At 37.1% G+C, this 21,127-nt stretch carries 16 protein-coding genes and 1 riboswitch; of the genes, 12 read left to right on the top strand and 4 right to left on the bottom strand.

Annotation, left to right across the window (positions count from 1 at the left end; all coding sequences use genetic code 11):
- Positions 1–327 precede the first annotated feature (327 nt).
- The 10 genes from ACFX4W_RS28500 to ACFX4W_RS28455 all read left to right on the top strand — a co-directional run bounded on the left by ACFX4W_RS28500 (position 328) and on the right by ACFX4W_RS28455 (position 14,816).
- Positions 328–1,935: a GGDEF domain-containing response regulator gene (locus tag ACFX4W_RS28500; protein WP_043980135.1), complete on the top strand. Its 1,608-nt coding sequence runs from the start codon at positions 328–330 to the stop codon at positions 1,933–1,935.
- The gene (locus tag ACFX4W_RS28495; protein ID WP_043980134.1) at positions 1,936–2,985 is read left to right on the top strand and encodes a HEAT repeat domain-containing protein; all 1,050 of its coding nucleotides are present in this window, start codon (positions 1,936–1,938) and stop codon (positions 2,983–2,985) included.
- On the top strand, positions 2,975–4,384 hold the full coding sequence (locus tag ACFX4W_RS28490; protein WP_043980132.1) for a glycosyltransferase family 2 protein: 1,410 nt from the start codon (positions 2,975–2,977) through the stop codon (positions 4,382–4,384). Before ACFX4W_RS28495 ends, ACFX4W_RS28490 begins: the two co-directional genes overlap by 11 nt.
- Positions 4,381–7,629, top strand: coding sequence for a hypothetical protein (locus ACFX4W_RS28485; protein WP_043980131.1), 3,249 nt, complete (start codon positions 4,381–4,383; stop codon positions 7,627–7,629). Before ACFX4W_RS28490 ends, ACFX4W_RS28485 begins: the two co-directional genes overlap by 4 nt.
- A gap of 2 nt (positions 7,630–7,631) precedes the next feature.
- Positions 7,632–8,000: a response regulator transcription factor gene (locus tag ACFX4W_RS28480; protein WP_025749698.1), complete on the top strand. Its 369-nt coding sequence runs from the start codon at positions 7,632–7,634 to the stop codon at positions 7,998–8,000.
- Complete coding sequence (locus ACFX4W_RS28475) at positions 7,990–10,863, top strand: ATP-binding protein (protein ID WP_043980129.1); 2,874 nt, start codon at positions 7,990–7,992, stop codon at positions 10,861–10,863. Before ACFX4W_RS28480 ends, ACFX4W_RS28475 begins: the two co-directional genes overlap by 11 nt.
- A 455-nt stretch (positions 10,864–11,318) precedes the next feature.
- Positions 11,319–11,693 carry a DnaJ family domain-containing protein gene (locus tag ACFX4W_RS28470; RefSeq protein WP_043980127.1) on the top strand — a complete coding sequence of 125 codons (375 nt, stop codon included), beginning with the start codon at positions 11,319–11,321 and terminating at the stop codon, positions 11,691–11,693.
- A gap of 36 nt (positions 11,694–11,729) precedes the next feature.
- Positions 11,730–12,536 (top strand): alpha/beta fold hydrolase, encoded by an 807-nt coding sequence (locus ACFX4W_RS28465; RefSeq protein ID WP_377560433.1) that lies wholly within the window; start codon positions 11,730–11,732, stop codon positions 12,534–12,536.
- A 12-nt stretch (positions 12,537–12,548) separates the two neighbouring features.
- Positions 12,549–13,136 (top strand): histidine phosphatase family protein, encoded by a 588-nt coding sequence (locus tag ACFX4W_RS28460; RefSeq protein ID WP_043980122.1) that lies wholly within the window; start codon positions 12,549–12,551, stop codon positions 13,134–13,136.
- A gap of 360 nt (positions 13,137–13,496) precedes the next feature.
- A complete protein-coding gene (locus ACFX4W_RS28455; RefSeq protein WP_025749693.1) occupies positions 13,497–14,816 on the top strand; it encodes an aspartate aminotransferase family protein in 1,320 nt (439 codons plus the stop codon).
- A gap of 169 nt (positions 14,817–14,985) precedes the next feature.
- Positions 14,986–15,085, top strand: a riboswitch (SAM riboswitch).
- 243 nt (positions 15,086–15,328) lie between these two features.
- Here ACFX4W_RS28455 and ACFX4W_RS28450 read toward each other — a convergent pair.
- Both ACFX4W_RS28450 and ACFX4W_RS28445 read right to left on the bottom strand, forming a co-directional pair.
- Entirely contained in the window at positions 15,329–15,958 is a 630-nt protein-coding gene (locus ACFX4W_RS28450; RefSeq protein ID WP_097824209.1) for a hypothetical protein, read from the bottom strand.
- Positions 15,959–16,011: 53 nt separating this feature from the next.
- Positions 16,012–16,590 (bottom strand): YkoF family thiamine/hydroxymethylpyrimidine-binding protein, encoded by a 579-nt coding sequence (locus ACFX4W_RS28445; RefSeq protein ID WP_241771366.1) that lies wholly within the window; start codon positions 16,588–16,590, stop codon positions 16,012–16,014.
- Positions 16,591–17,103: 513 nt separating this feature from the next.
- Here ACFX4W_RS28445 and ACFX4W_RS28440 point away from each other — a divergent pair.
- Together ACFX4W_RS28440 and ACFX4W_RS28435 are read left to right on the top strand one after the other, a co-directional pair.
- Positions 17,104–18,447 carry a 5'-deoxyadenosine deaminase gene (locus tag ACFX4W_RS28440; protein ID WP_043980115.1) on the top strand — a complete coding sequence of 448 codons (1,344 nt, stop codon included), beginning with the start codon at positions 17,104–17,106 and terminating at the stop codon, positions 18,445–18,447.
- Between the two features lie 433 nt (positions 18,448–18,880).
- Positions 18,881–20,206, top strand: a complete 1,326-nt coding sequence (locus tag ACFX4W_RS28435; RefSeq protein WP_028407655.1) for an NCS2 family permease — start codon at positions 18,881–18,883, stop codon at positions 20,204–20,206.
- Between the two features lie 74 nt (positions 20,207–20,280).
- On the opposite strand, the gene ACFX4W_RS28430 is transcribed toward ACFX4W_RS28435, so the two are convergent.
- Both ACFX4W_RS28430 and ACFX4W_RS28425 read right to left on the bottom strand, forming a co-directional pair.
- On the bottom strand, positions 20,281–20,832 hold the full coding sequence (locus tag ACFX4W_RS28430; RefSeq protein WP_025749688.1) for a shikimate kinase: 552 nt from the start codon (positions 20,830–20,832) through the stop codon (positions 20,281–20,283).
- A gap of 117 nt (positions 20,833–20,949) precedes the next feature.
- Complete coding sequence (locus ACFX4W_RS28425) at positions 20,950–21,123, bottom strand: YvzF family protein (protein ID WP_080781634.1); 174 nt, start codon at positions 21,121–21,123, stop codon at positions 20,950–20,952.
- Positions 21,124–21,127 lie beyond the last annotated feature (4 nt).

Genomic DNA, 21,127 nt, shown 5'->3' with positions numbered 1-21,127 from the left:
CTTAGCATTCACTTTTAAATTTTTCACAACGTGTATAAGGGTAACAAAGACTCATTAATTTTGTCAATAAGGTTGTAGGTCTATTTATAAAGAAGATAACAGGTCATTTTACTTATTGGGTAGAAAAAATAATGGGTGAAAAAAGAATCATTTTAAAGTAAAATCATTGAAGGAAAAGTATGGTTAAAAAGGAATTGCTTTTCATTTGGAAAAAACATACTTAAAATACAAGTAAGAAAATATTTCATTTACTTACAAAATATTATAGAAAAATGGATGGAGTAATATGGGGTAAGTGTTAACTATATCGAACAAAGGGTGTATAAGATGGATAAATATCAAATTGCATTATTAGCTAATGTCCGCAAGCAGCTGCAAGAGTGGACCGATCAAAATGAAGAAATACCTCATGAAGAAGTGTATCGCTTTTTGCATTCAATTTCTGGAACGTCTGCAACCATTGGACTGAATTATTTAGGAGATCGTTCCCGCGAGTTAATGGAAGCTGTTGAAAAAAATCAGAAAAAAACCTGGGGTTACGCGGAGTTGAATACATTTTTATTAGATATTATTAAAATTTGTTATCAAGATGAAATTCAATCCGTAGAAGACATAAATAAACCGATAGAAATTAGTGAACAAACAGCGAATGTTTTACTTGTGGATGATGATCTTTCAATGCTGATGTATTTAAAAGAACAGTTTGAAAAACAAGGGTGGTACGTATTAGCAACTGCCTCTAAAGAAAAAGCCATTACGGCTTTTTACGAATTAAAGCCGGATTGTTTTGTTGTTGATGTACATATGAAAGACTGTACAGGCTTTGACATTCTTTCATTTTTACGTGATAAAACAAAGCAACTGTTCGTCCCTATTGTCATGATGAGCGTTGATAATCAAAGAGAGACGCGTTTGAAGGCTTTTAAATTAGGGGCCGATGATTTTTTTGTTAAACCTCTCGATATGGAAGAAAGTCTACTTCGAATTGGTCACCATATTGAACGAAAGCAGATGTTTAACTCCTATTTAATGTTTGATGAATTAACAGGAGCCTATAACCGAACGTATTTAAAAGAAATCTACAGTCAGCAGCTATCCAGCTACGACCGCTTAAAAGATCCTTTTTGTTTAGCGATTTTAGATTTAGATTTCTTTAAGAGAATAAATGATCGATATGGACATCTTATGGGAGACCGTGTGCTGCAAGCATTTGTAGAGTATATGAAGCATGAAATTCGTCCAACAGATTACATTTTTAGATATGGAGGCGAAGAATTTATTCTTTTACTGCCAAAAACCAATATAAAAGAGGCAGAAACAGTATTAAATAGACTGTTGGATTTCTTTGTGGAAAAAGTGTTCACACATCAAAGCAATTCGTTTTATTGCAGCTTTTCCGGCGGAGTTGTAGAAGTTCATAACACTGAATGGCCGTTAGAAAAAGCTCTTCATCAAGCTGATGAGGCATTGTATATAGCGAAGGAATCAGGACGTCAAAAAATTGTAGCTTCTTCTCAAAGCAAGCTGGTTAAAAAGCGAACGCTTCGTATGGCTATTATTGATGATGATTCTATCATTCGAACGATGCTGAAAGAGCTTTTAAGTAAGATTGATGTAGGAGATCGCTATGAAGTGAAAATAGAAGTGTTCAAAGATGGCATTGAATTTTTTGAGTCTCAATGGATTCATTCTAGCGATCAGTACTTTGTTATTTTAGACGGAATGATGCCTAAAATGGATGGCTTAGAAGTGCTGCAAAAATTAAGACAGAATAAACGTTACGATCAGTATACGGTTATTATGCTTACATCAAGAAACAGCGAACAAGATATTCAAAGAGCATTAGAACTTGGGGCAGACGATTACATGACAAAGCCATTTAAGTTAATGGAGCTTGAAGCGCGCGTGCGTCATTTAATGAAGAAGGTGAAATAAATGGCGATGTCAATTCAAGTGGTATATGTCTTATTTGGCGGATTGCTATTGCTTTTAGTCTGTTTTCTGAGTTATTTACTTATTCAAAAAGCGCGTTTAAACGCTTTTCGAGCAAAAGTAGAATTCTATAAAGATAGTATGAAAGAATCTCTTTTTATTTATTTATACAGAAAAGATGAAGAACATCGGTTAGAGCCTAAAAATAGAATAGAGCTGGCGGGTGTAGAGGAACTATTGAGCGGTTTTTCTGCAGCTGTACAAGGCGATGAAATTCTAAATAACATCACGCTCTATGCGGAGAAGGTTTTTACACCCAAATATAAAAAAGAGCTGCATCATTCTAGATGGAGTGTCAGAATGAATGCCCTTTATGCTATTGAAGATTTTGGTCTAACTACGCTAACAGACCAATTAGTAGAAATGTATGAGAAAAAAAATAGTACAGCGGCTGAAAAAAATCAAATTTTAAAAATTTTAGTTAAGCTGAACCGCCCTGAGTTTGTTGTGTACATGACAAACGCTTCTAGACCGCTGTCTGAATTTATGTACCGCTCTTTGTTTGGAACTATGAACAGTGAGCAGTTTCAGCAATTTATTAATAAATTTGAAAATCTACAAGAAGAAATTCAGCTGCCTCTTATCGATATGATCGGTATCAATCATAAGTTAGAGTATATAGATTTCTTAAAAATGCACATGAAAAGTTCATCAGAAGAACTGCGAATTCGTACATTGAAATCACTTAATGCTTTATCTTTTCCATTAAGAATAGAGGAGCTCACGAACCATCTTCAGTCAGGTATTTGGCAAGAAAGAATGATGGCTACAAAACTAATAGGCAAAACGAGAGATGAGAAGGGATTGTCACTTCTTGAGCAGTCGCTAAAAGATTCTCATTTTCTTGTGCGTTCGAATGCTGCTCAGTCAATGATGAAAATCCCAACAGGTAAAGAATACTTAGTTCAAGTATACAAAACGACTGATGACAAGTTTTCGAAAGATATGGCAGCAGAATGGCTTGAAAAAGGAGGAGTTACGGTTGTGGAATAGTGTTTGGCATCTTTTATTGTCCATTTGCGGATGGGCTGTATTTGCTTATATGATTTTTGTGCTTTGTTTTTATTTTATGATGTTTATCATCTCTGCTTTTCAACTGCGAAAGCAATATCAATTAAATGATGAAGAACCTTATGAAGATTTGCTTGCGGTTAGCTATACAACACCGTTATCTATATTAGTTCCCGCTTATAACGAATCTGTCGGGATTATTGGAAGCGTGCGTTCGCTGCTTGGAATTGAATATCCGGAATATGAAGTAATTGTAGTAAATGACGGATCTTCAGATGATACGTTAGAAAAGCTAATCGAGGAGTTTTCTCTTGTGAAAATGAATCGAGTTGTGAGAAAGCAAGTAGAGACGAAAGAAGTAAAAGCTGTATATCGTTCTAAATTATACGATTATTTATATGTAGTCGATAAACAAAATGGGGGAAAATCAGATGCATTAAATGCAGGAATTAATTTATCCAACTATCCTTATTTTTGTTCGATCGATGGCGATTCAGTGTTAGAAAGAGATGCTTTTTTAAAAGTTATGAAGCCAATTATTGATTCAGACGGAGAAGTAATTGCTTCAGGGGGAAGTATTCGAATTGCAAATGGATGTAAAATCGAAAACGGTGCGGTCGTATCGATTGGACTTGATACACAGCCGCTTGTTGTGATGCAGATTATTGAATATTTACGTGCATTTCTTATGGGACGCATTGGTCTCAGTCGCCATAATTTATTGCTTATTGTGTCAGGAGCATTTGGCGTATTTTCTAAACGCTGGGTGATTGAAGCTGGGGGTTATTCTCACACGGTCGGCGAAGACATGGAGCTTGTTGTTCGCCTGCACCGACTGATTAAACAGAAAAAAACCAACAATCAAATTGTTTATATTCCAGATCCCGTATGCTGGACAGAAGCACCCGATGAAATCAAATATTTGCGAAGACAGCGGAACCGCTGGCACCGCGGTTTATTTGATAGTCTTTGGAAGCATAAAGAGATGCTGTTTAATCCGAAATACGGAAGCATCGGAATGATTTCTATGCCTTATTTTGTGTTTATTGAACTAATCGGACCGGTCATGGAAATGTTAGGCTATTTGTTTATTGTTATTTCTCTAGTTGTAGGCGGGATTTATGTAGAATTTGCTTATTTGCTTTTTCTTTTAATGGTTGTATATGGTTCTCTTTATTCAATGGCGGCCGTTTTGCTAGAAGAGTGGAGCCTTCGTAAATATCCAAAAGTATCCGATATTGCTAAGCTATTTGTCTTTTCCCTGACTGAATCCTTTTGGTATCGCCCTCTAACTGTTATATGGCGCTGTCATGGATTGTTGGATGTTATTCGCAATAAAAAAGGCTGGGGAGACATGCAGCGAAAAGGAGTTTCACAATGAAAAAATGGTTATTAATCGGCGGCATTATTTTGGTTATGGCGATAACGGCTTCTCCATTTCTTATTTGGCAGCTAAAGAAACCAACTGATTTGAATATGCTTGTTATTGATAAAACAGTGCCAGATCAAACGTTTCGAGAGCATCAAGGCTTAATGTGGATGCTGAATCAAGCGAAAGTACGCAAAGACGGGAAGCCTTATGAAATCTCAAAAGATTATGCAGGGTTTTACCCAAAAGGAGATAAAACATACAGCATTAAATCTCTGCCAAAAACAAACTCTGCAGATATGATTTATATCACCGACACGTATGGTGTATACAAAGAAGATTTAGGCGTAAAAGCTAAAAGAGGAGATCGCTCTCAATTGGTGTATGGCGGCATGACTTCTGAAGACGTGAGCTACGTTAAGAAAGCGCTGAATGGACGTACAAACACGCTGATTGGAGAGTTTAATACATTTGGAAGCCCTACTTCTTTAGACGTTCGCAAAGAACTGTATGAATTGTACAATGTTACGTGGTCTGGCTGGATTGGTCGCTACTTTGAGGAATTCGGCAGTGAAGAAGTTCCTGCTTGGGTGAAAAGTGCTTACAAAAAGCAGTACAACAAAGAGTGGAGCCTTACAGGAAAAGGCTTATTATTCGTTAATGAATCCAATAAGCTCGTTATTATAACGGAAAAAGAATTAAAAGAAAATCCAGTATGGTTTCAATATACAAAACAAGGAAAGAAAACATTAAATTTACAGGATGAATCTGCTTATCAATATTGGTTTGACGTAATTACACCCCAGCAAAAAAGTGATGTGCAGGCTCAGTTTGTCTTTCACTTGGATTCTGAAGGAGAAAACAAGCTAAAGGAAAATGGTATCCCTTTGTCCATACCAGCAGTCGTTCATCATAATAAAGAGCGATATGATACCTATTACTTTGCAGGAGATTTTGCAGATCAAGGAGAAGTACCTTCCATTTATCAAACCTCTTTTTACCCGGTGTGGAAGAAATGGACAGAGAAAATCGGAAAAGAAGATGAGTCTTCTTTTTACTGGACTGTTTATCTGTCTCTTATGAATAAGATCATAGATCAACAGCAAAATGAATCTCAGCCTGCTTCTGTTACTTTTAATGAAAATATGGAAATCTATGAAGATGCTGACCGTAAAGTAGCAGGGAAAGTAGGAAAAGATTATTTGCAAGTTTATCAAAATGGCAAGTGGCAAGATTTGCTGATTAAAGGAGTAAATATGGGCATTAGTAAGCCAGGATATTTCCCCGGTGAGACTGCTATTTCGAAAGAAGAATATTTGCGCTGGTTTAAAGAAATTGGAAAGATGAATGCCAACTCAATCCGCGTATACACCATTCATCCTCCCGCCTTTTATGAAGCGCTTGCTGAGTATAATCAAAAAGCCAAAGAACCCATTTATCTTTTTCATGGAGTATGGGTAAATGAAGAAGTTTTCTATAATTCACAAGATGCTTTTGCAAAGGAAAATACAAAAGAATTTGAAGCTGAAATGAAAAGGATTGTAAACGTTATTCACGGAAAGGCAACACTGCCAAAGCGGACGGGACATGCAAGCGGAACGTACACAGCAGACGTGTCTCCTTATGTTTTAGGATGGATTATAGGAGTTGAATGGGATCCCACGGTAGCTCTTTCGACAAATGAAAAACATAAAGGAATGAAAGATTTTAAAGGGCAGTACATCTATACCGAAAAAGGCAACCCTTTTGAAATTTGGCTTGCTCAGCTTATGGAAAAAACAATTTCCTATGAGCAGGATAAATATGATTGGCAGCGGCCTATGAGCTTTACGAACTGGGTGACGACGGATTTGCTTACTCATCCATATGAACCTTCTGAAGACGAAGATAAAGTGTCCGTTAATCCTAATTTAATTCACACAACTAAAAAATTTGAGCCGGGCTTATTTGCCTCTTATCATATTTATCCGTACTATCCTGACTTTTTAAACTATGAACCTCGTTATCTCGCTTATCGAGATCATCGAGGAGAGAAAAATAACTACGCAGGCTATTTGCAAAATATGAAAGAAGTTCATCATATGCCCGTTCTTGTTGCTGAATTTGGCATTCCGGCTTCGCGAGGACTCACCCATAGAAACGTATACGGGTGGGATCAAGGCTTTCACACGGAACAAGAACAAGGAAAGATTCTGTCACGCTTATACGAAGACATTGTCGAAGAAAAAATGGCTGGCGGTATGGTCTTTACATGGCAAGATGAATGGTTTAAGCGAACGTGGAATACGATGGAGTACGACAATCCGAACCGAAGGCCATTTTGGACGAATTTGCAAACGGGAGAGCAGCATTTTGGACTGCTGAGTTTTGATCCAGGAACGAAGCTGAAAGTCAAAGTAGACGGTAAATCAGATGATTGGAAAAAGCTGAACAGCAAGTCGGTATATAAGCCGTCTAAAAAGTTAAAAGCATTGAACATTACAAGTGATGAAGGTTATCTATATCTACAAGTGAGTGCAAAAGAACTGGAAGATCAAAAGCTTTATTTCTTGTTTAACACGATTAACAATCAGGGACAGTCAAAGATTCCTCAAATTCCTTCCTTAAAAACAAAAGGAATTGATTTTGTAGCAGAATTAAACGGGAAAGAAGACAGTCATTTATGGATAGACAGCTATTACGATACGTATTATTTTTCATATGCTCATCAGCTTCAAATGATTCCGGCCGTAAAAGGAACCGATACGAAAGACAACGGCATGTTTAATCCAATCAGGCTCGCCCTTAACAAAGAGTTAGCGATTGGAGAGGGGAAAAACAAGAGAACCATTCCTTTTGACGCCTATGAAACTGGGAAGCTCCAAGAAGGAAACAGCGATCCTAACTCTTCATCATTTGATTCGCTAGCAGATTTTAAAGTAAATGAATCAAGTGGAATTGCTGAACTTCGCATTCCTTGGGCGCTTTTAAATGTAAAAGACCCGAGTCAAAAAGAAATAATGGGAGATATTTGGTCCAAAAAAGGATTAGAATCCAGCGAGAAAATAAAAGGGATTCAAGTGGGAGTCGTAGCTGTTAATAAGAAGAGCAATGACGTAGAAGATACGTTTCCGACTCAGAAAAAAGGAGAACTTTTATTAAAAGATTTTTACTTATATAAGTGGAGAAATTGGGAGTATCCAACTTTTCATGAACGAATAAAGCCGTCCTACTTCATATTGCAAAAAACGTATGGACGACTACAAGCGGAGGAATAACAATGGCAAAAATTTTATTAGCAGAAGATGAAGAAGTGCTTCGTATGTTAGTGGTAGATACCCTTGAAGATGAAGGACATGATGTGACGGAAGCAGAAAATGGCGAAGAAGCTTTGGAATTTATTAAAGAACGTGATTTTGACTTAATTATTTTGGATTATATGATGCCCGTGTTCACCGGGCTTGAAGTCATTCAACAGCTGAAAGAAATGAAAGATAAGCGCCATACAAAAGTATTGATGCTTTCAGCTAAGAATCAAGCTGCTGATCAAAGCCGAGTGTTAGAAGCAGGGGCTGCGTATTTTATGTCTAAGCCGTTTAGTCCCCTATTGCTAGCCGAACGTGTCGAGGAAATTTTAGATGAACAATAAACTAAAACGAAAAAGTATCTCAATCCAGTTCATCCTCTTAGCAAGTATCCTTTTACTTGCTTTTGCGGCGGGTTCAACTGTACTTGTTGTACGGCAAAAAGAAATTACAGCTGATTATGCCCAGTACAGGGCACAAGTACGGGAAAAGGCACAGCTGCTATCTACAATTGATAAATCAATGAACAAGGCTTTTTTGCAGGCTCGTGGGTTTATTGCATTTGATTCAGAGGATATGTATAACGAGGCTGCAAGTCAGCAAAAAATTATCGAAGAAAATCTTGATCGACTTTCAGGTCTAGCCGCAGATAGACGTGAGCGTACGTTTGTAAATGAAGCGACGGTGATGCTAAACACGTATTTTAATCAAACGCTTCCTTATTTTAAAGATATTTACGACAAAAAAGGTATTGAAGGAGTCCGCTCTAGTCCTGAGCGGAAGGCTGCTTCTAAATCAATAGAACAAATGCAAAAAGAACTTGATGACTACCAAAAGGAATTAACTAAAGACTTAAATACACAGTACGATGATACGTCGAGTGACATGCAGAAAAGTCAAACGCTCTTTATTTTATTTTTAGCGTTTACAGTGGTCATTTTATTATTGCTTACACGGGTACTGCTAAATAAGTTTGTAAAGCCGCTGAGTCAGCTCGCATATACGGCAAGCGAAATTGCTGCCGGAAAAGAAATGCCTATGACATTTGATGAACATAGAAGAGATGAAATTGGTATGCTATCTCAAGCCTTTTACAAAATGGTATCGACTTTGCAAAATAATGAACAGGAGTTAACGGCTCAAAATGAGGAGCTGATTGCACAGCAAGATGAATTGCACAGTCAGCAAGATGAACTTCAGCACGCGTTAGAATTGACCAAGGAACGAGAAGGGGAGTTAGAATTGCGCAATTTATTTGTGCATGGACTAACAAATTCTCTTCACAAGCAAGAGGTTCTCACGAGTGCTGTCACAAACATGAGCCGGGTGATGAAAGCTGATCACGGGTTTATTATGCTAGCCGATGAAAAGACACATGCTTCATTTGGTCTATCTTCATCAAGTGTTCAACAGATGGTGGCAAATCTTCATAATAATTACGTTGATCATGTGCAAAAGACGAAAAAATGTATGGTAGTAAAAAGAGAGTGTATAGAACATGAGCGCCTATATCATCAGCAAACGTTTTATTTGTATGATGTTATCGTACCGGTGCTCTCTTCACAGGGAGATATGCTAGCCTATATGTTTTACAGCCGCTACGCGGATGAATACACAGAACATGAATTACAGACATTTGAAATACTGGCAAAACAAATTACGATTGCCCTTGAAAAAATTTATATTTACGAAGAGTCTGAGCATGACCGATTGCTATCTCAAGATATTTTAAATTCGATTCAAGAAGGAATGCAGCTTGTAGATACAAGCGGTACGATTCTACAAGTGAATACGAAGACTAGCGAATTGTTTCAATATGAGCATCAAAGCGGGCTTCTTCAGCTCTCTTGCAATCAATGGCTAGATGCTCTTTCTCAAAAAGTCGAAAATATACAGCAGCTGAGACAATACGTTGAAGCCATTTGTAAGGGAGAGCAAGTAGAAAAGTCTTTTGTTTATTACCTGCACACGGAAGGTAAGCGAAAAGTTATAAAAGTTTATAGCGAATACGTATATCGAAACCGTCAGATGTTTGGCGTATTGTTCGTTCATCGGGATATTACGAAAGAATTTGAAGTTGATCAGATGAAGTCGGAATTTGTAAGCACTGTGAGTCATGAACTGCGCACACCTTTAGCAAGTGTATTAGGGTTCACTGAGCTTATGCTAAACAAAACATTAAAAGAAGAAAGACAGAAGAAGTACTTAACTACTATTTATCAGGAAGCACAGCGGTTAACATCTTTAATCAACGATTTTCTGGACGTCCAAAGAATGGAAGCGGGGAAACAAACCTACGATAAAAAGTATCAAGACATTCTGCCGCTTATTAAGCAGGTGATTGAGGTCCAGAAAATACAAACAAGTAAGCACGAATTTGATATGATTTCCGATCAAGAGCATTTTACAGTAATGGGAGATAAAGATAAGCTGCTGCAATTGTTTAATAATGTAATTAGTAATGCAGTGAAATATTCCCCCGATGGAGGGAACGTTACAGTTAAAGTGTATCAAAAGGAACACGCTGTTTATATTGATATTCAAGATGAAGGGATTGGTATACCAAATAAAGCGCTAGGTCAATTGTTTACCAAATTCTACAGAGTAGATAACTCCGATATGCGCAAAATTGGCGGAACAGGTCTAGGATTAGCAATTGTAAAAGAAATTGTAAAAGCTCATGGCGGAGACATTACTGTACAATCCGAATGGAAAAAAGGAACAACATTCACGGTTGTTCTCCCGCTTCTATATGAAGTTCAGTACGATGAAGAGATGATAAATACGAATGATAGCCGTAAAAGCGTAGTGATTGTAGAAGATGATAAAAGTTTAGCGACGCTTTTACAGGTAGAATTAAAAGAAAGCGGTTTTCACGTTCGGTATTTTAACAATGGAGAAGACGCATTAAACTCTATTCATCAGCAAAAGCCTGAAGTGGTTGTTCTAGATATTATGTTAGGAGAAAATAAGTTAGACGGCTGGGATGTTTTAAGACAGCTCAAAGAAAATACAGAGACAGAAAAAATTCCTATTTTAATCTCATCTGCTTTAGACGAAAGAAGCAAAGGGTTAGAGCTTGGAGTGTGTGAGTTTCTGATTAAACCCTATCAGCCTAGTAAATTATCCAAAACGATTCTCCAGCTGCTTTTGAAAAAACAAGAGCACGAAGGAGAAATTATGATTCCATCAGATAAAGAAGAGTAGAAATTTGGTGAGGCTTCGTTATATTTACGGAGCCTCATTAAACGAAAAGAAAATTAGCAAAGTAATATAAAAAACATTGAAAACGCTATCAAAATGTGGTTTTATAGAAAGTAGGCATAACATGATGACCTTAGAATTACCTTTTTCCACCTCCTTACATGCGTAAGGAGGCTTTTTTGTATAAATATAGTAAGATAAGATAACAAAACCTGATGCAGAATCGTTCATTGAATTTCAGCTAATTAAGAAACTGCTCAAGAAAGTTTGATAGTGAAAGGAGTGAAGCTCTGGAAATTATTTTACAAAGAGAGGATAGTCTATCCAAGAAGTGAAGGTAGTTCAAATTTTATAATCATAGTATAATAAAAAATACGGTTATAAAAGCTGTGTTTATTATACATCTTTTATATAGAAGGTAAGATTGAATTTTATATTTGCTTAAAGGAGGTCTTTCCTTGGATATTGCGTATATAATTGCTGAAGAAAGAATTAGACAAGCAATAAAAGACGGTGACTTTGATAAGCTGCCTGGGGAAGGAAAACCATTAAAGTTAGAAGATTTATCACATATACCTGAAGAACTGCGCCAAGCGTATAGGATATTAAAAAATGCAAACATGATAACGGATGAACAAGAGCTGAAACGAGATATGGCTACAATAGAAGAATTGATTTCTATATGCACGGATGCTAATGAAGAACAAAGGCTAACAGAGATGCTTACGGAAAAGCGTTTGCGCTTTGAGCAGCTCGTTGACAAGAAAAAGATGACAAGTTCTGCAGCTTACAGGACGTATCAGAATAAAATTTACTCCAAATTTTTTTATTAATGAATGTAATGAACTAGACGATCGGAGGGTGAGAACTTGCGGCTGTTAATTTTATTGATTAGTATCATACTATTTATTTCGCTTTGTTTTTATATTTTTGCCCCACAAATAAAACGAGGTGCCCAATCGAAAAATGTGCCGGTTTTATTTATTCATGGCTATTTAGGCAGTCAAAAAAGCTTAGGGAAAATGATTAAACGATTTGAACAAAACGGATGGGGAACTAAAGTAGCTTACTGCGTTGTTCAAAAAGATGGAGCTATTCAGTGGAAGCACATTATGAAAGCAAAAGAGGGAAAACTTCCGCTTATTCATATCGTCTTTAAAAAGCCAGATGCCAGTATTGCACAGCAGCAAAAATGGATTGAAGCTATTATGCAAGATGTACGTGATACATATAAAGCATCTTCTGTTGATTTAGTTGGACATAGTATGGGAGGAATAACAGCAGCAGCTGTTAGTTTGTCTAACCCTCAGTATATTCAAAAGTTAGTTACGTTAGGATCGCCAATTCAAGGATTAGATTATCAGGAATTAATGGAGATGTATCCTCATGCACGCAATCATATTGAATCTATGGGTGCTCGTGATTTAGCTTTTCACTCTATAGCGTTAAACAAGCTGTACGAAAGTCGTCAAGATTTCTCAAAAGAAATCGACGTTTTTTCAGGAGCAGGAGATGTGGGAGATAAGACAGATGGAGTGGTAACAGTAGAAAGTGCGTACGGACTGCAAGAGTTCACCGAACACATTCATCTCCACACGTTTCATGAAGCACATTCAGATTTACATGAAAGCTCAGAGGTTGATAAAGCTGTCTATCAATTTTTAAAACGGGATTAAAGGGGGATTACGATGCTTTATTTAATTAGACACGGCCAAACAGATTGGAATAAAAACAAACTTATTCAAGGGCATGCTGATATTCCGCTCAACGAAGCGGGAAAGCAACAAGCTAAACGCGTAGCGGAACGTTTTCGAGATATCCATATTGATGTAATCTATACAAGCGATTTGCTTCGCGCGCAGGAGACCGCTAGGGAAATTGCAGCTGCTGCTAAAGTAAAGAAAATGGAAGTTTGTGAGCAGCTGCGTGAGCGCTCTTTTGGAGAACTAGAATCAAAGAACGTAGAAGTTCTGCATGAGCTTGTGCCAAACTATGCGACAAATTGGGGAGAAGAGCCTTTATATAATATCGAAACACTCGAAGCGGCTCAAGAACGGATGGTTCAGCGGTTAACGGAAATTATGAAGAAGTCTATCGGAAAGAAAGTAGCAGTTGTTAGTCACGGGGCAGCAATTAATACATTCATTCATCATGTAACAAGCGGAGAACAAGGAACAGGGACTACTGTTTTACAAAATACATCGATTACAACTTTTGCTTATGAAAGTGGAAAATGGCGTCTTGAAACGATCAATGATGCCAAACATCTTGAATAAATATACTTAAAGAGGCTGTGGCAGTAGTATTTTAGTTAAGGGGAAATCCGAACGATTAATCGTTCGGATTTTTTTATGGTGATGGTGAACGTAGGTTTCATATATGTAAGTACTTCTAGCTGTTGATTGGGGGACAAGGCGAAGACTCCTGCGGGAAAAGCGGAAGGGATGAGACCCCGCATATTAATTTCATATATAAATATTTATACAATTGATTTTAATAAAAATGCATAGTAAAATAAGTTTTATTACTATTCTATTAAAGCGTTTAGTATAACTGAATTTCCTAATATTGTTTAATAAGTAACTATATTTCGGAATAAGATTAATTGATTTGTATAATTTCAAGGAGGATGTAGTATGTCAAAAGATTGGAGTCACTTATTTGAAAGAATGCCTGAATTGCTAGCACCGACGATGGCTAAAGACCATCCGAATTTGCCCGTTGTGAAAGAAGAAGGATGCTATTATTATGGATTGGATGGTAAAGAATATCTCGATTTTACTTCCGGAATCGCTACGACTAATGTAGGACACAGACATCCGAAAGTAGTAAAAGCAATCAAAGACGGAGCAGATCAATTATTGCACGGCCCTTCAGGTGTTATTATGTACGAATCGATACTAAAGTTAGCCGATGAGTTAGGAAAAGTAACGCCGGGCAATTTAGACTGCTTTTTCTTTGGAAATAGTGGCACCGAAGCAATTGAAGGAGCCTTGAAATTAGCGAGACATGTCACAAAGCGTCCGTATGTTATTTCTTTTTTAGGGTGTTTTCATGGCCGCTCGATGGGAGCTTTAAGTGTTACAACCTCGAAAAGCAAATATAGACAATTTCAGCAGCCTTCAGGACTGACGTATCAAATTCCATATGCGAATCCAAAAGAGTGCCCTGCGGAGCTAGACAGCGATGTGTACTTTACTGAAAAGCTTGAAAAAGATTTTGAAATACTCTTTAAGCACCAAGTCACGCCTGAAGAAGTGGCGGCCGTTATTTTGGAACCAGTATTAGGAGAAGGCGGCTATATTATTCCTCCGAAAAGTTGGATGAAGAAGTTAAGAGAGATTTGTGATCGTCACGGAATATTACTTATTTTCGATGAAGTGCAAACAGGATTTGGCCGTACCGGCGAATGGTTTGCTGGACAAACGTTTGATGTCGTGCCAGATATTATGGCTATAGCAAAAGGAATTGCTTCTGGAATTCCGCTTAGTGCAACGGTAGCTTCTCAAGAATTAATGAAGCAGTGGCCCCTTGGCACACATAGTACAACATTTGGAGGAAATCCTATTGGATGTTCAGCAGCACTTGCAACTCTTGAAGTGATGAAAGAAGAACAACTGCTGGATAACACGAAAAAAATGGGCGCTTATGCGTTAGAAAAGCTGCATCTTTTAAAGGACAAACATTCAATTATTGGGGATATCCGTGGTTTAGGACTTATGATTGGAATTGAAATTGTTAATCCGCATACGGGAGAAGGCGATGGAGACGCCTTATTCGAGATTTTAGACTTAGCTTTAGAAAAAGGTGTGTTATTTTATTTTTGCGGAAATGCAAGTGAAGTTATTCGCATGGTACCTCCGCTTACTGTAACAAAAGAACAGATAGATGCCGGCATTCGTATGCTAGATGAGGCTATCACTTCCTTTGAGAAAAAGTCAGCTGTAAAAGCGTGATAAAAAAATATAAAAAAATTATATATTTGTAACCTAGTTGTCATAGTAATGGTAGCGATATCATAGTTTTAGAGGGAAAACAATTTTCTGAAAAGTAGTTGACATCTGTTTGTGCAGCATGTAACATAATATTTATCTTATCAACAATTATCAACAAAATTCGACAAACTTCTTATCAAGAGAGGTGGAGGGATAGGCCCTGTGAAACCTCGGCAACGGACTTTATAGAACCGTGCCAACTCCCACAAGCAGTGCTTGAAAGATAAGAAGAGACCAGGCTTACTAACAATTGTGATCCCAACCTCTTCTTACAGGCACTTAGACACTGTAAGTGGAGGTTTTAATTTTATGACAAGAAGATGACATTTAGATAAAAAACAGCAGGCGAAATTACCTGCTGTTTTTATATGCTGTAAAATGATAAATAACCTACCATAATTCCTAGTAAAAGTACCCCAATCGTAATACCAACAATCCACCACATTATTTTTTTCATTATTTATTCCTCTTTATCAATTAACTGTAGCTGTTGATCCGCCTGAAGCGCCGGAAGCTGTACCGTAAGCAGTTTGTCTTTTGATTCCGGCATTTTTAGCTGCAATTTTCCACTGCCAGTCAATTCGCCCGTAGGCTCGATTATTTTGCACCCAAGATTTTGAGCTCTTTTTTGAAATAGACACAAGGGGGTTTACATTTTTCGTGACGACGCCTCGTACACTTTTGACTGAAGTCACCGATGAGTTTTTCGTGTAATAGTCTACATACACCGTTAGTTTTGTTGTTGTAAATCCAGCCGCTTTATAAGAAGCCGTATAAGCTGCTGTTTTGAATAAAGGTGAAGCCGTTCTTGCTCCGTATGCTGCTGTACTTGCAGCTTCGACCGTGCCGCTAGTCTCTTCAATATCCATTTTTAACAGAGATGGATCCTTTAGTGATTGTACAACTTTTTGTTTTTGTTGACGCGACAGTTTTGAAAATTCATACAGTGAACTTTTATCACTTTGCGCTTTCAAGAACTGCGTGTAAGAAGCAACCGTTAAATGTGCAGGTTTTTCACTAGCCATAACAGAGTTTGGTACGACTAATAGACATAATAACGCACTTATCAGGAAAAAAGAAAAAAACGTTCTTTTTGTAGCCATATTTATATAAATCCTTTCTAGTATTCTATCTTTATAAATAGATACGAAGTAATTTATCGTTTTGAAGAAGGACTGTGTGCTGACATATTAACTGTCATCACGACACGAGCTTGCTGTACAGATTTCATAAAACATTCGTATAGAGAAGCGAATACTTTGTCCACATCTCCTTCTAAAGCTGTTGCAAAAGGCACGGTTTCGGCAAATACTCCCTGTTGTTTAACTGCGCCAATTCCGCTTTTGATGATGTCTACATAATGCGGCGTATCTAATGGATACAAAGAAAATTGAGTGGATACAGGGAATGAAGCACAAAGCTGTTGGTTTGAAGATATGTTTTCTTTTGGTTTTATTTTTCTTTCTTCAAAATATTCTTCGTGCTGCCCTGTTGAAAACGTGGCATTCAGCACAATATGCTTTCCTGATTTTCCAGCACTTTTATAAACGGCTTGCACAACTTCAAATACGTCTTTAGCACTTCCTTCAATAAACGTACTAACACGGTCCGTTTTTCGCTGAACTTTAGACATATCCACTTCGTTTAGTGCGCCTAAAATAATATCGATAAAGTTATCACTCATAACGGAAAGCGTAAAACGGCAGCCAACATTTATTTTTTCCAAGTTAATCACCCCTAAAATATAGATTTGTAGTTTTTTAATCATACAAATCATAAAATAACTTTTCTGTTTTGTATAGAAACAGAAGATAGATTCTTTATTTTTAGGAAATATTACATAGAAGAAACGAAAATAAATTGCATAACATGAAAAATAAGGGTGTTAAGAAAAGTTACATAATAAAAAAGAATAAAAAAACAATGTTAGAACTTCTGACAAAAAGCTGGTATATAGACTGAAAACACCATATTATAAATACAAGATCACATTATTCTCCTGCGATTTCGTATAACCTCTTGAAAAAGGGACTTGGGATTTTATCATAAATCCAACCTCCTAGCTGTATAATCAGCTAGGAATTTTTTTTACCCAAACTCTCTATCGCGCATGAGGTTACCTACACTTATTCAACTCAGAGCATGCACCATATATATTTAAGAACAGTGTAAGAAAGATTGCTTGAAGATGTTAGTGTTCGGCTTGAGCTAGAAATAGATAGATGTTACGAAAGAGGGGAAAGAAGGTATGACGCACACATTAATTAAAAATGCAGAGATTATTACGATGAATGAGAAGAATGATATTATTTACGGTGACCTTTATATTGTTGGAAATCGTATTGCAGCAATCGGGAAAAACCTGCATCCGGAAAAGGTAGATAAAGTCATTGACGCAGCAAATAAAACGATTGTGCCGGGCTTTATACATACTCATATCCATTTATGTCAAACGCTTTTTAGAGGGCAAGCAGATGATTTAGAGCTGCTAGACTGGCTAAAGAAGAAAATATGGCCGCTTGAAGCTTCACATGATGAAGAATCTATCTATTATTCAGCGCTGTTAGGGATCGGCGAACTCATTCAGAGCGGGACTACAACAATTGTAGATATGGAAACTGTTCATCATACGGACTCTGCTTTTCAAGCTATATCTCAAAGTGGAATCCGAGCTCTTGCAGGAAAAGTAATGATGGATAAAAAAGGCGATGATCTGCCAAAAGCTCTGCAGGAGACAACGGCTGACTCGATCAAAGAAAGTGTAGAGCTGCTTGAAAAATGGCATAATTCAAATAACAGTCGTATTCGATACGCATTCTCCCCAAGATTTGTGCTGTCGTGTACGGAAGATTTGCTGCGTGAAGTGAGCCATTTATCAGCTGCATATAATGTCCATGTACATACTCATGCTTCTGAGAATCAAGAAGAAATTCGCATCGTAGAAGCTGAAACGGGTATGAGAAATATCATGTACTTAGATCATTTAGGATTAGCCAATGAACGCCTTATTTTAGCGCACTGTGTGTGGCTAAATGATCAAGAAAAGCAAATTATTAAGAATCAAGGAGTAAAAGTTAGTCATTGCCCAGGCTCAAACTTAAAACTTGCATCGGGAATCGCAGATGTGCCCGGTTTATTAGAGCAAGGTGTATTTTTAAGTCTTGGCGCTGACGGTGCTCCTTGTAATAATAATTTGGATATGTTCAACGAAATGAGGCTGGCCGCTACGATTCATAAACCCTCGCACGGACCAACGGCCATGAATGCAAAGCACGTGCTAGAAATGGCTACAATCGGCGGAGCGAAAGCAGTCGGGCTTGAAAAAGAAATTGGAAGTTTAGAGGTCGGGAAAAAAGCGGATCTTGCTATTTTAAATTTAAATCAGCTTCATACTTTTCCATCTTACGGCGTAGACCCTATTTCCAGAGTTGTGTATTCAGCAACGCGAGGAGATGTAGAATTAACGATGGTTGATGGAGAAATTGTGATGGAAAATCGCGTGTTAAAAACAATTGACCAAGGAATTGTATTGAAAGAAGCAAATCATTCGATTGATCGTCTTTTAAAAAGAATCCCGCTTTTGATTTCATAAGATGTAAAACAAAGAAGAGGCTGGAATAAAAGTATTTTAGCAAAAGTAAAACTCGAATTATTAATCGGAGTTATTGATTAATAATTCGAGTTTTTTTGTTGTCAAGGTGAATGTAGGTTTCATCTGTTTATTTGTCTTGAGAATGGATTTATTTAGTGATGTCTTAATCTCTTTTTTGTATAAATGAGTAAAAAGAGTACTCTTGCAACAGACTAAAAAGATAAGAGAAATAAATTTTCAAAATTCCAAACTAACGGAAGATAAAAATTTTTATAATGATAGCGTTTTCTACCTTTGCATATCTACAAATTAAGACTATAATAGGACAAAAGATTTTACTTTGCAACGTAAAATCCTCCTAAATCGTGTCTTTTTTAGGACATTTGAATAGGTAGGATTTTTTATTTTTTTTAGAAGTAGGGAGGCGCGCGTGTTGGAGCGTAACGGAATATTAGAGCGCTTGTTTAAACTATCAGAGCGCAACACAACACCAAAACAAGAAATACTAGCAGGACTTACAACTTTTATGACGGTCAGTTATATGGTAATTGTCAACCCCATTATCATGTCTGACGCGGGTATCCCCCGCGAAGCGGCGCTTGCAGCTACCATTTATGCCATTGTATTTAGTACGTTACTGATGGCTCTATGGGCAAATTTCCCGATTGTAACCGGTCCAGGGATGGGTTTAAATGCGTTTTTTACGTATTCAGTAGTATTAGGGCAAGGATTGTCATGGCAAACGGCACTTGGAGCAGTTTTTATATCCGGGGTCTTATTTTTTGTTTTAACGGTAACAGGAATACGCGGAAAGATTATTGATGCCATTCCGAACGTATTAAAGTCTTCCATAGCAGTTGGAATTGGTCTTTTTGTTGCGTTTATCGGTTTGAAAAACGCTGGATTAGTTGTGGCAAACGAGTCTACTTTTGTAGGGCTTGGAAATGTCATGGATAAAGGTCCCTTACTGGCTATTTTTGGGCTGATATTAGCAGCTGTACTGATGGCTAAAAATGTAAAAGGCGCTCTCATTATAAGTATTTTTGCTACGACAATATTAGCGATGATTGTAGGAGTACAAGCAGTTCCTCATTCCTTGAAAGACGTCTTTTCAGCTACGCCGCCAAGCGTTGGAGAAACATTTTTTCAAATGGATTTAAAGGGTGCAGTTGCCTACGGCATTTTTTCAGTTGTATTTTCTTTCACCATCGTAGAATTATTTGATACGCTAGCGACATTGATTGGATTATCTAAAAAAGCAAACTTGGTAGATAAAAACGGTAAAATTCCAGGTTTAAATCGCGCGCTTGCAGCGGATTCAATCGGTACAATGGCGAGTGCTATTTTTGGAAGCACTGCGTTAAATACGTATATTGAAAATGCAACAGGTATTGCAGAAGGAGGGCGTACCGGCTTAAAGGCATTAACGGTTGCCATCTTATTTATATTTACCTTGTTTTTTGCACCGCTCATTCAATTTATCCCAAGCGTTGCTACTGCTCCGGCACTCATTATTATTGGTTCGCTTATGCTGAGTGACATTCGAAACGTTAACTTCGACGACTTTACTGAAGTTGTTCCCGCTTTCTTAACAATTGTCATGATGCCGTTAACCTACAGCATTGCAGAAGGTTTAGCATTCGGCTTCATTTCATACACAGCGATTAAACTGTTTACAGGACGCCGTCGCGAAATTCATTGGATGATGTATGTGATCACAATTGCCTTTTTTATCAATTTTTATATGAGTTCGCATTAGGGATGAAAAAAGACGTAGCATTAAGCTACGTCTTTTTTTGTAAAGGCTTGTTAAGGGAACGAATTTTTATTTCATTAAGGTTGATAAATGTCCCAAGCTGTTTTTAATGAATCAACGATATAGTTAGCTACTTCTTCAATATCTAAATTATCAGTTTCAACTTTCGAATGGTGATTGGAATAGATAGCTTGACGATCGTAAAATAGCTTTTCAATATCTTCTAAGCTTCTTCCTTGTAAAACAGGGCGGCTATCAATAATTAAACTAATGCGTTCTTTCCAAGAATCCCAAGATAAATCTAAAAAGAATACGATGCAGTTAGATAAACAAATCTCTTGAATTTCTTCTTGTAAAAAAGCGCCTCCCCCTAAAGAAATGATTTTTAAACGCTGCTGTGAAAGTCGATTTATTACTTCTTTTTCTTTTTGTCTGAAGAAAGTTTCACCGTGCTCTTTAAAAATCTGAGAAGTAGGCATATTAAATTCTCTTTCGATTTCTTGATCTATATCAACAAAATCTCTATACAATTTTTTGGCAACCATTTCTCCAATAGTTGTTTTTCCTACCCCCATAAAGCCGATAAATACAATACTTTTCTCTCTAAGAGATATGTCGTTATATGCCATTTTTAAGCCTCTTTCTGATTTTTAAATACAAATCGGATGTTATAGTAAATACTGAAATTATAATATAAATCCTTTAGTTTGTAAAAGCTACTATTCTTCTCTGAAATAAACCGGAAATTATTTTTTAGGATGCATGGAAAGATACACCCGAGTATCTTTTTTGCGCTCGTACTTTGGATTAGCGCTTCGCGTATATTCTTTTGACTGATGTTCTATATGGTAGTTCTGTTCAAACTGTTTGATTGCTTCATTAATTTCTTCTTGTTTTCCCATTAATCTTACTTGCAGCATTGTA

This window comes from Priestia sp. YIM B13489 (genome assembly GCF_042787645.1).
In the GTDB taxonomy this organism is placed as follows: domain Bacteria; phylum Bacillota; class Bacilli; order Bacillales; family Bacillaceae_H; genus Priestia; species Priestia megaterium.
The sequence above is the reverse complement of the archived record's forward strand: the minus strand, read 5'-3'. Positions and strand labels throughout refer to the sequence as shown.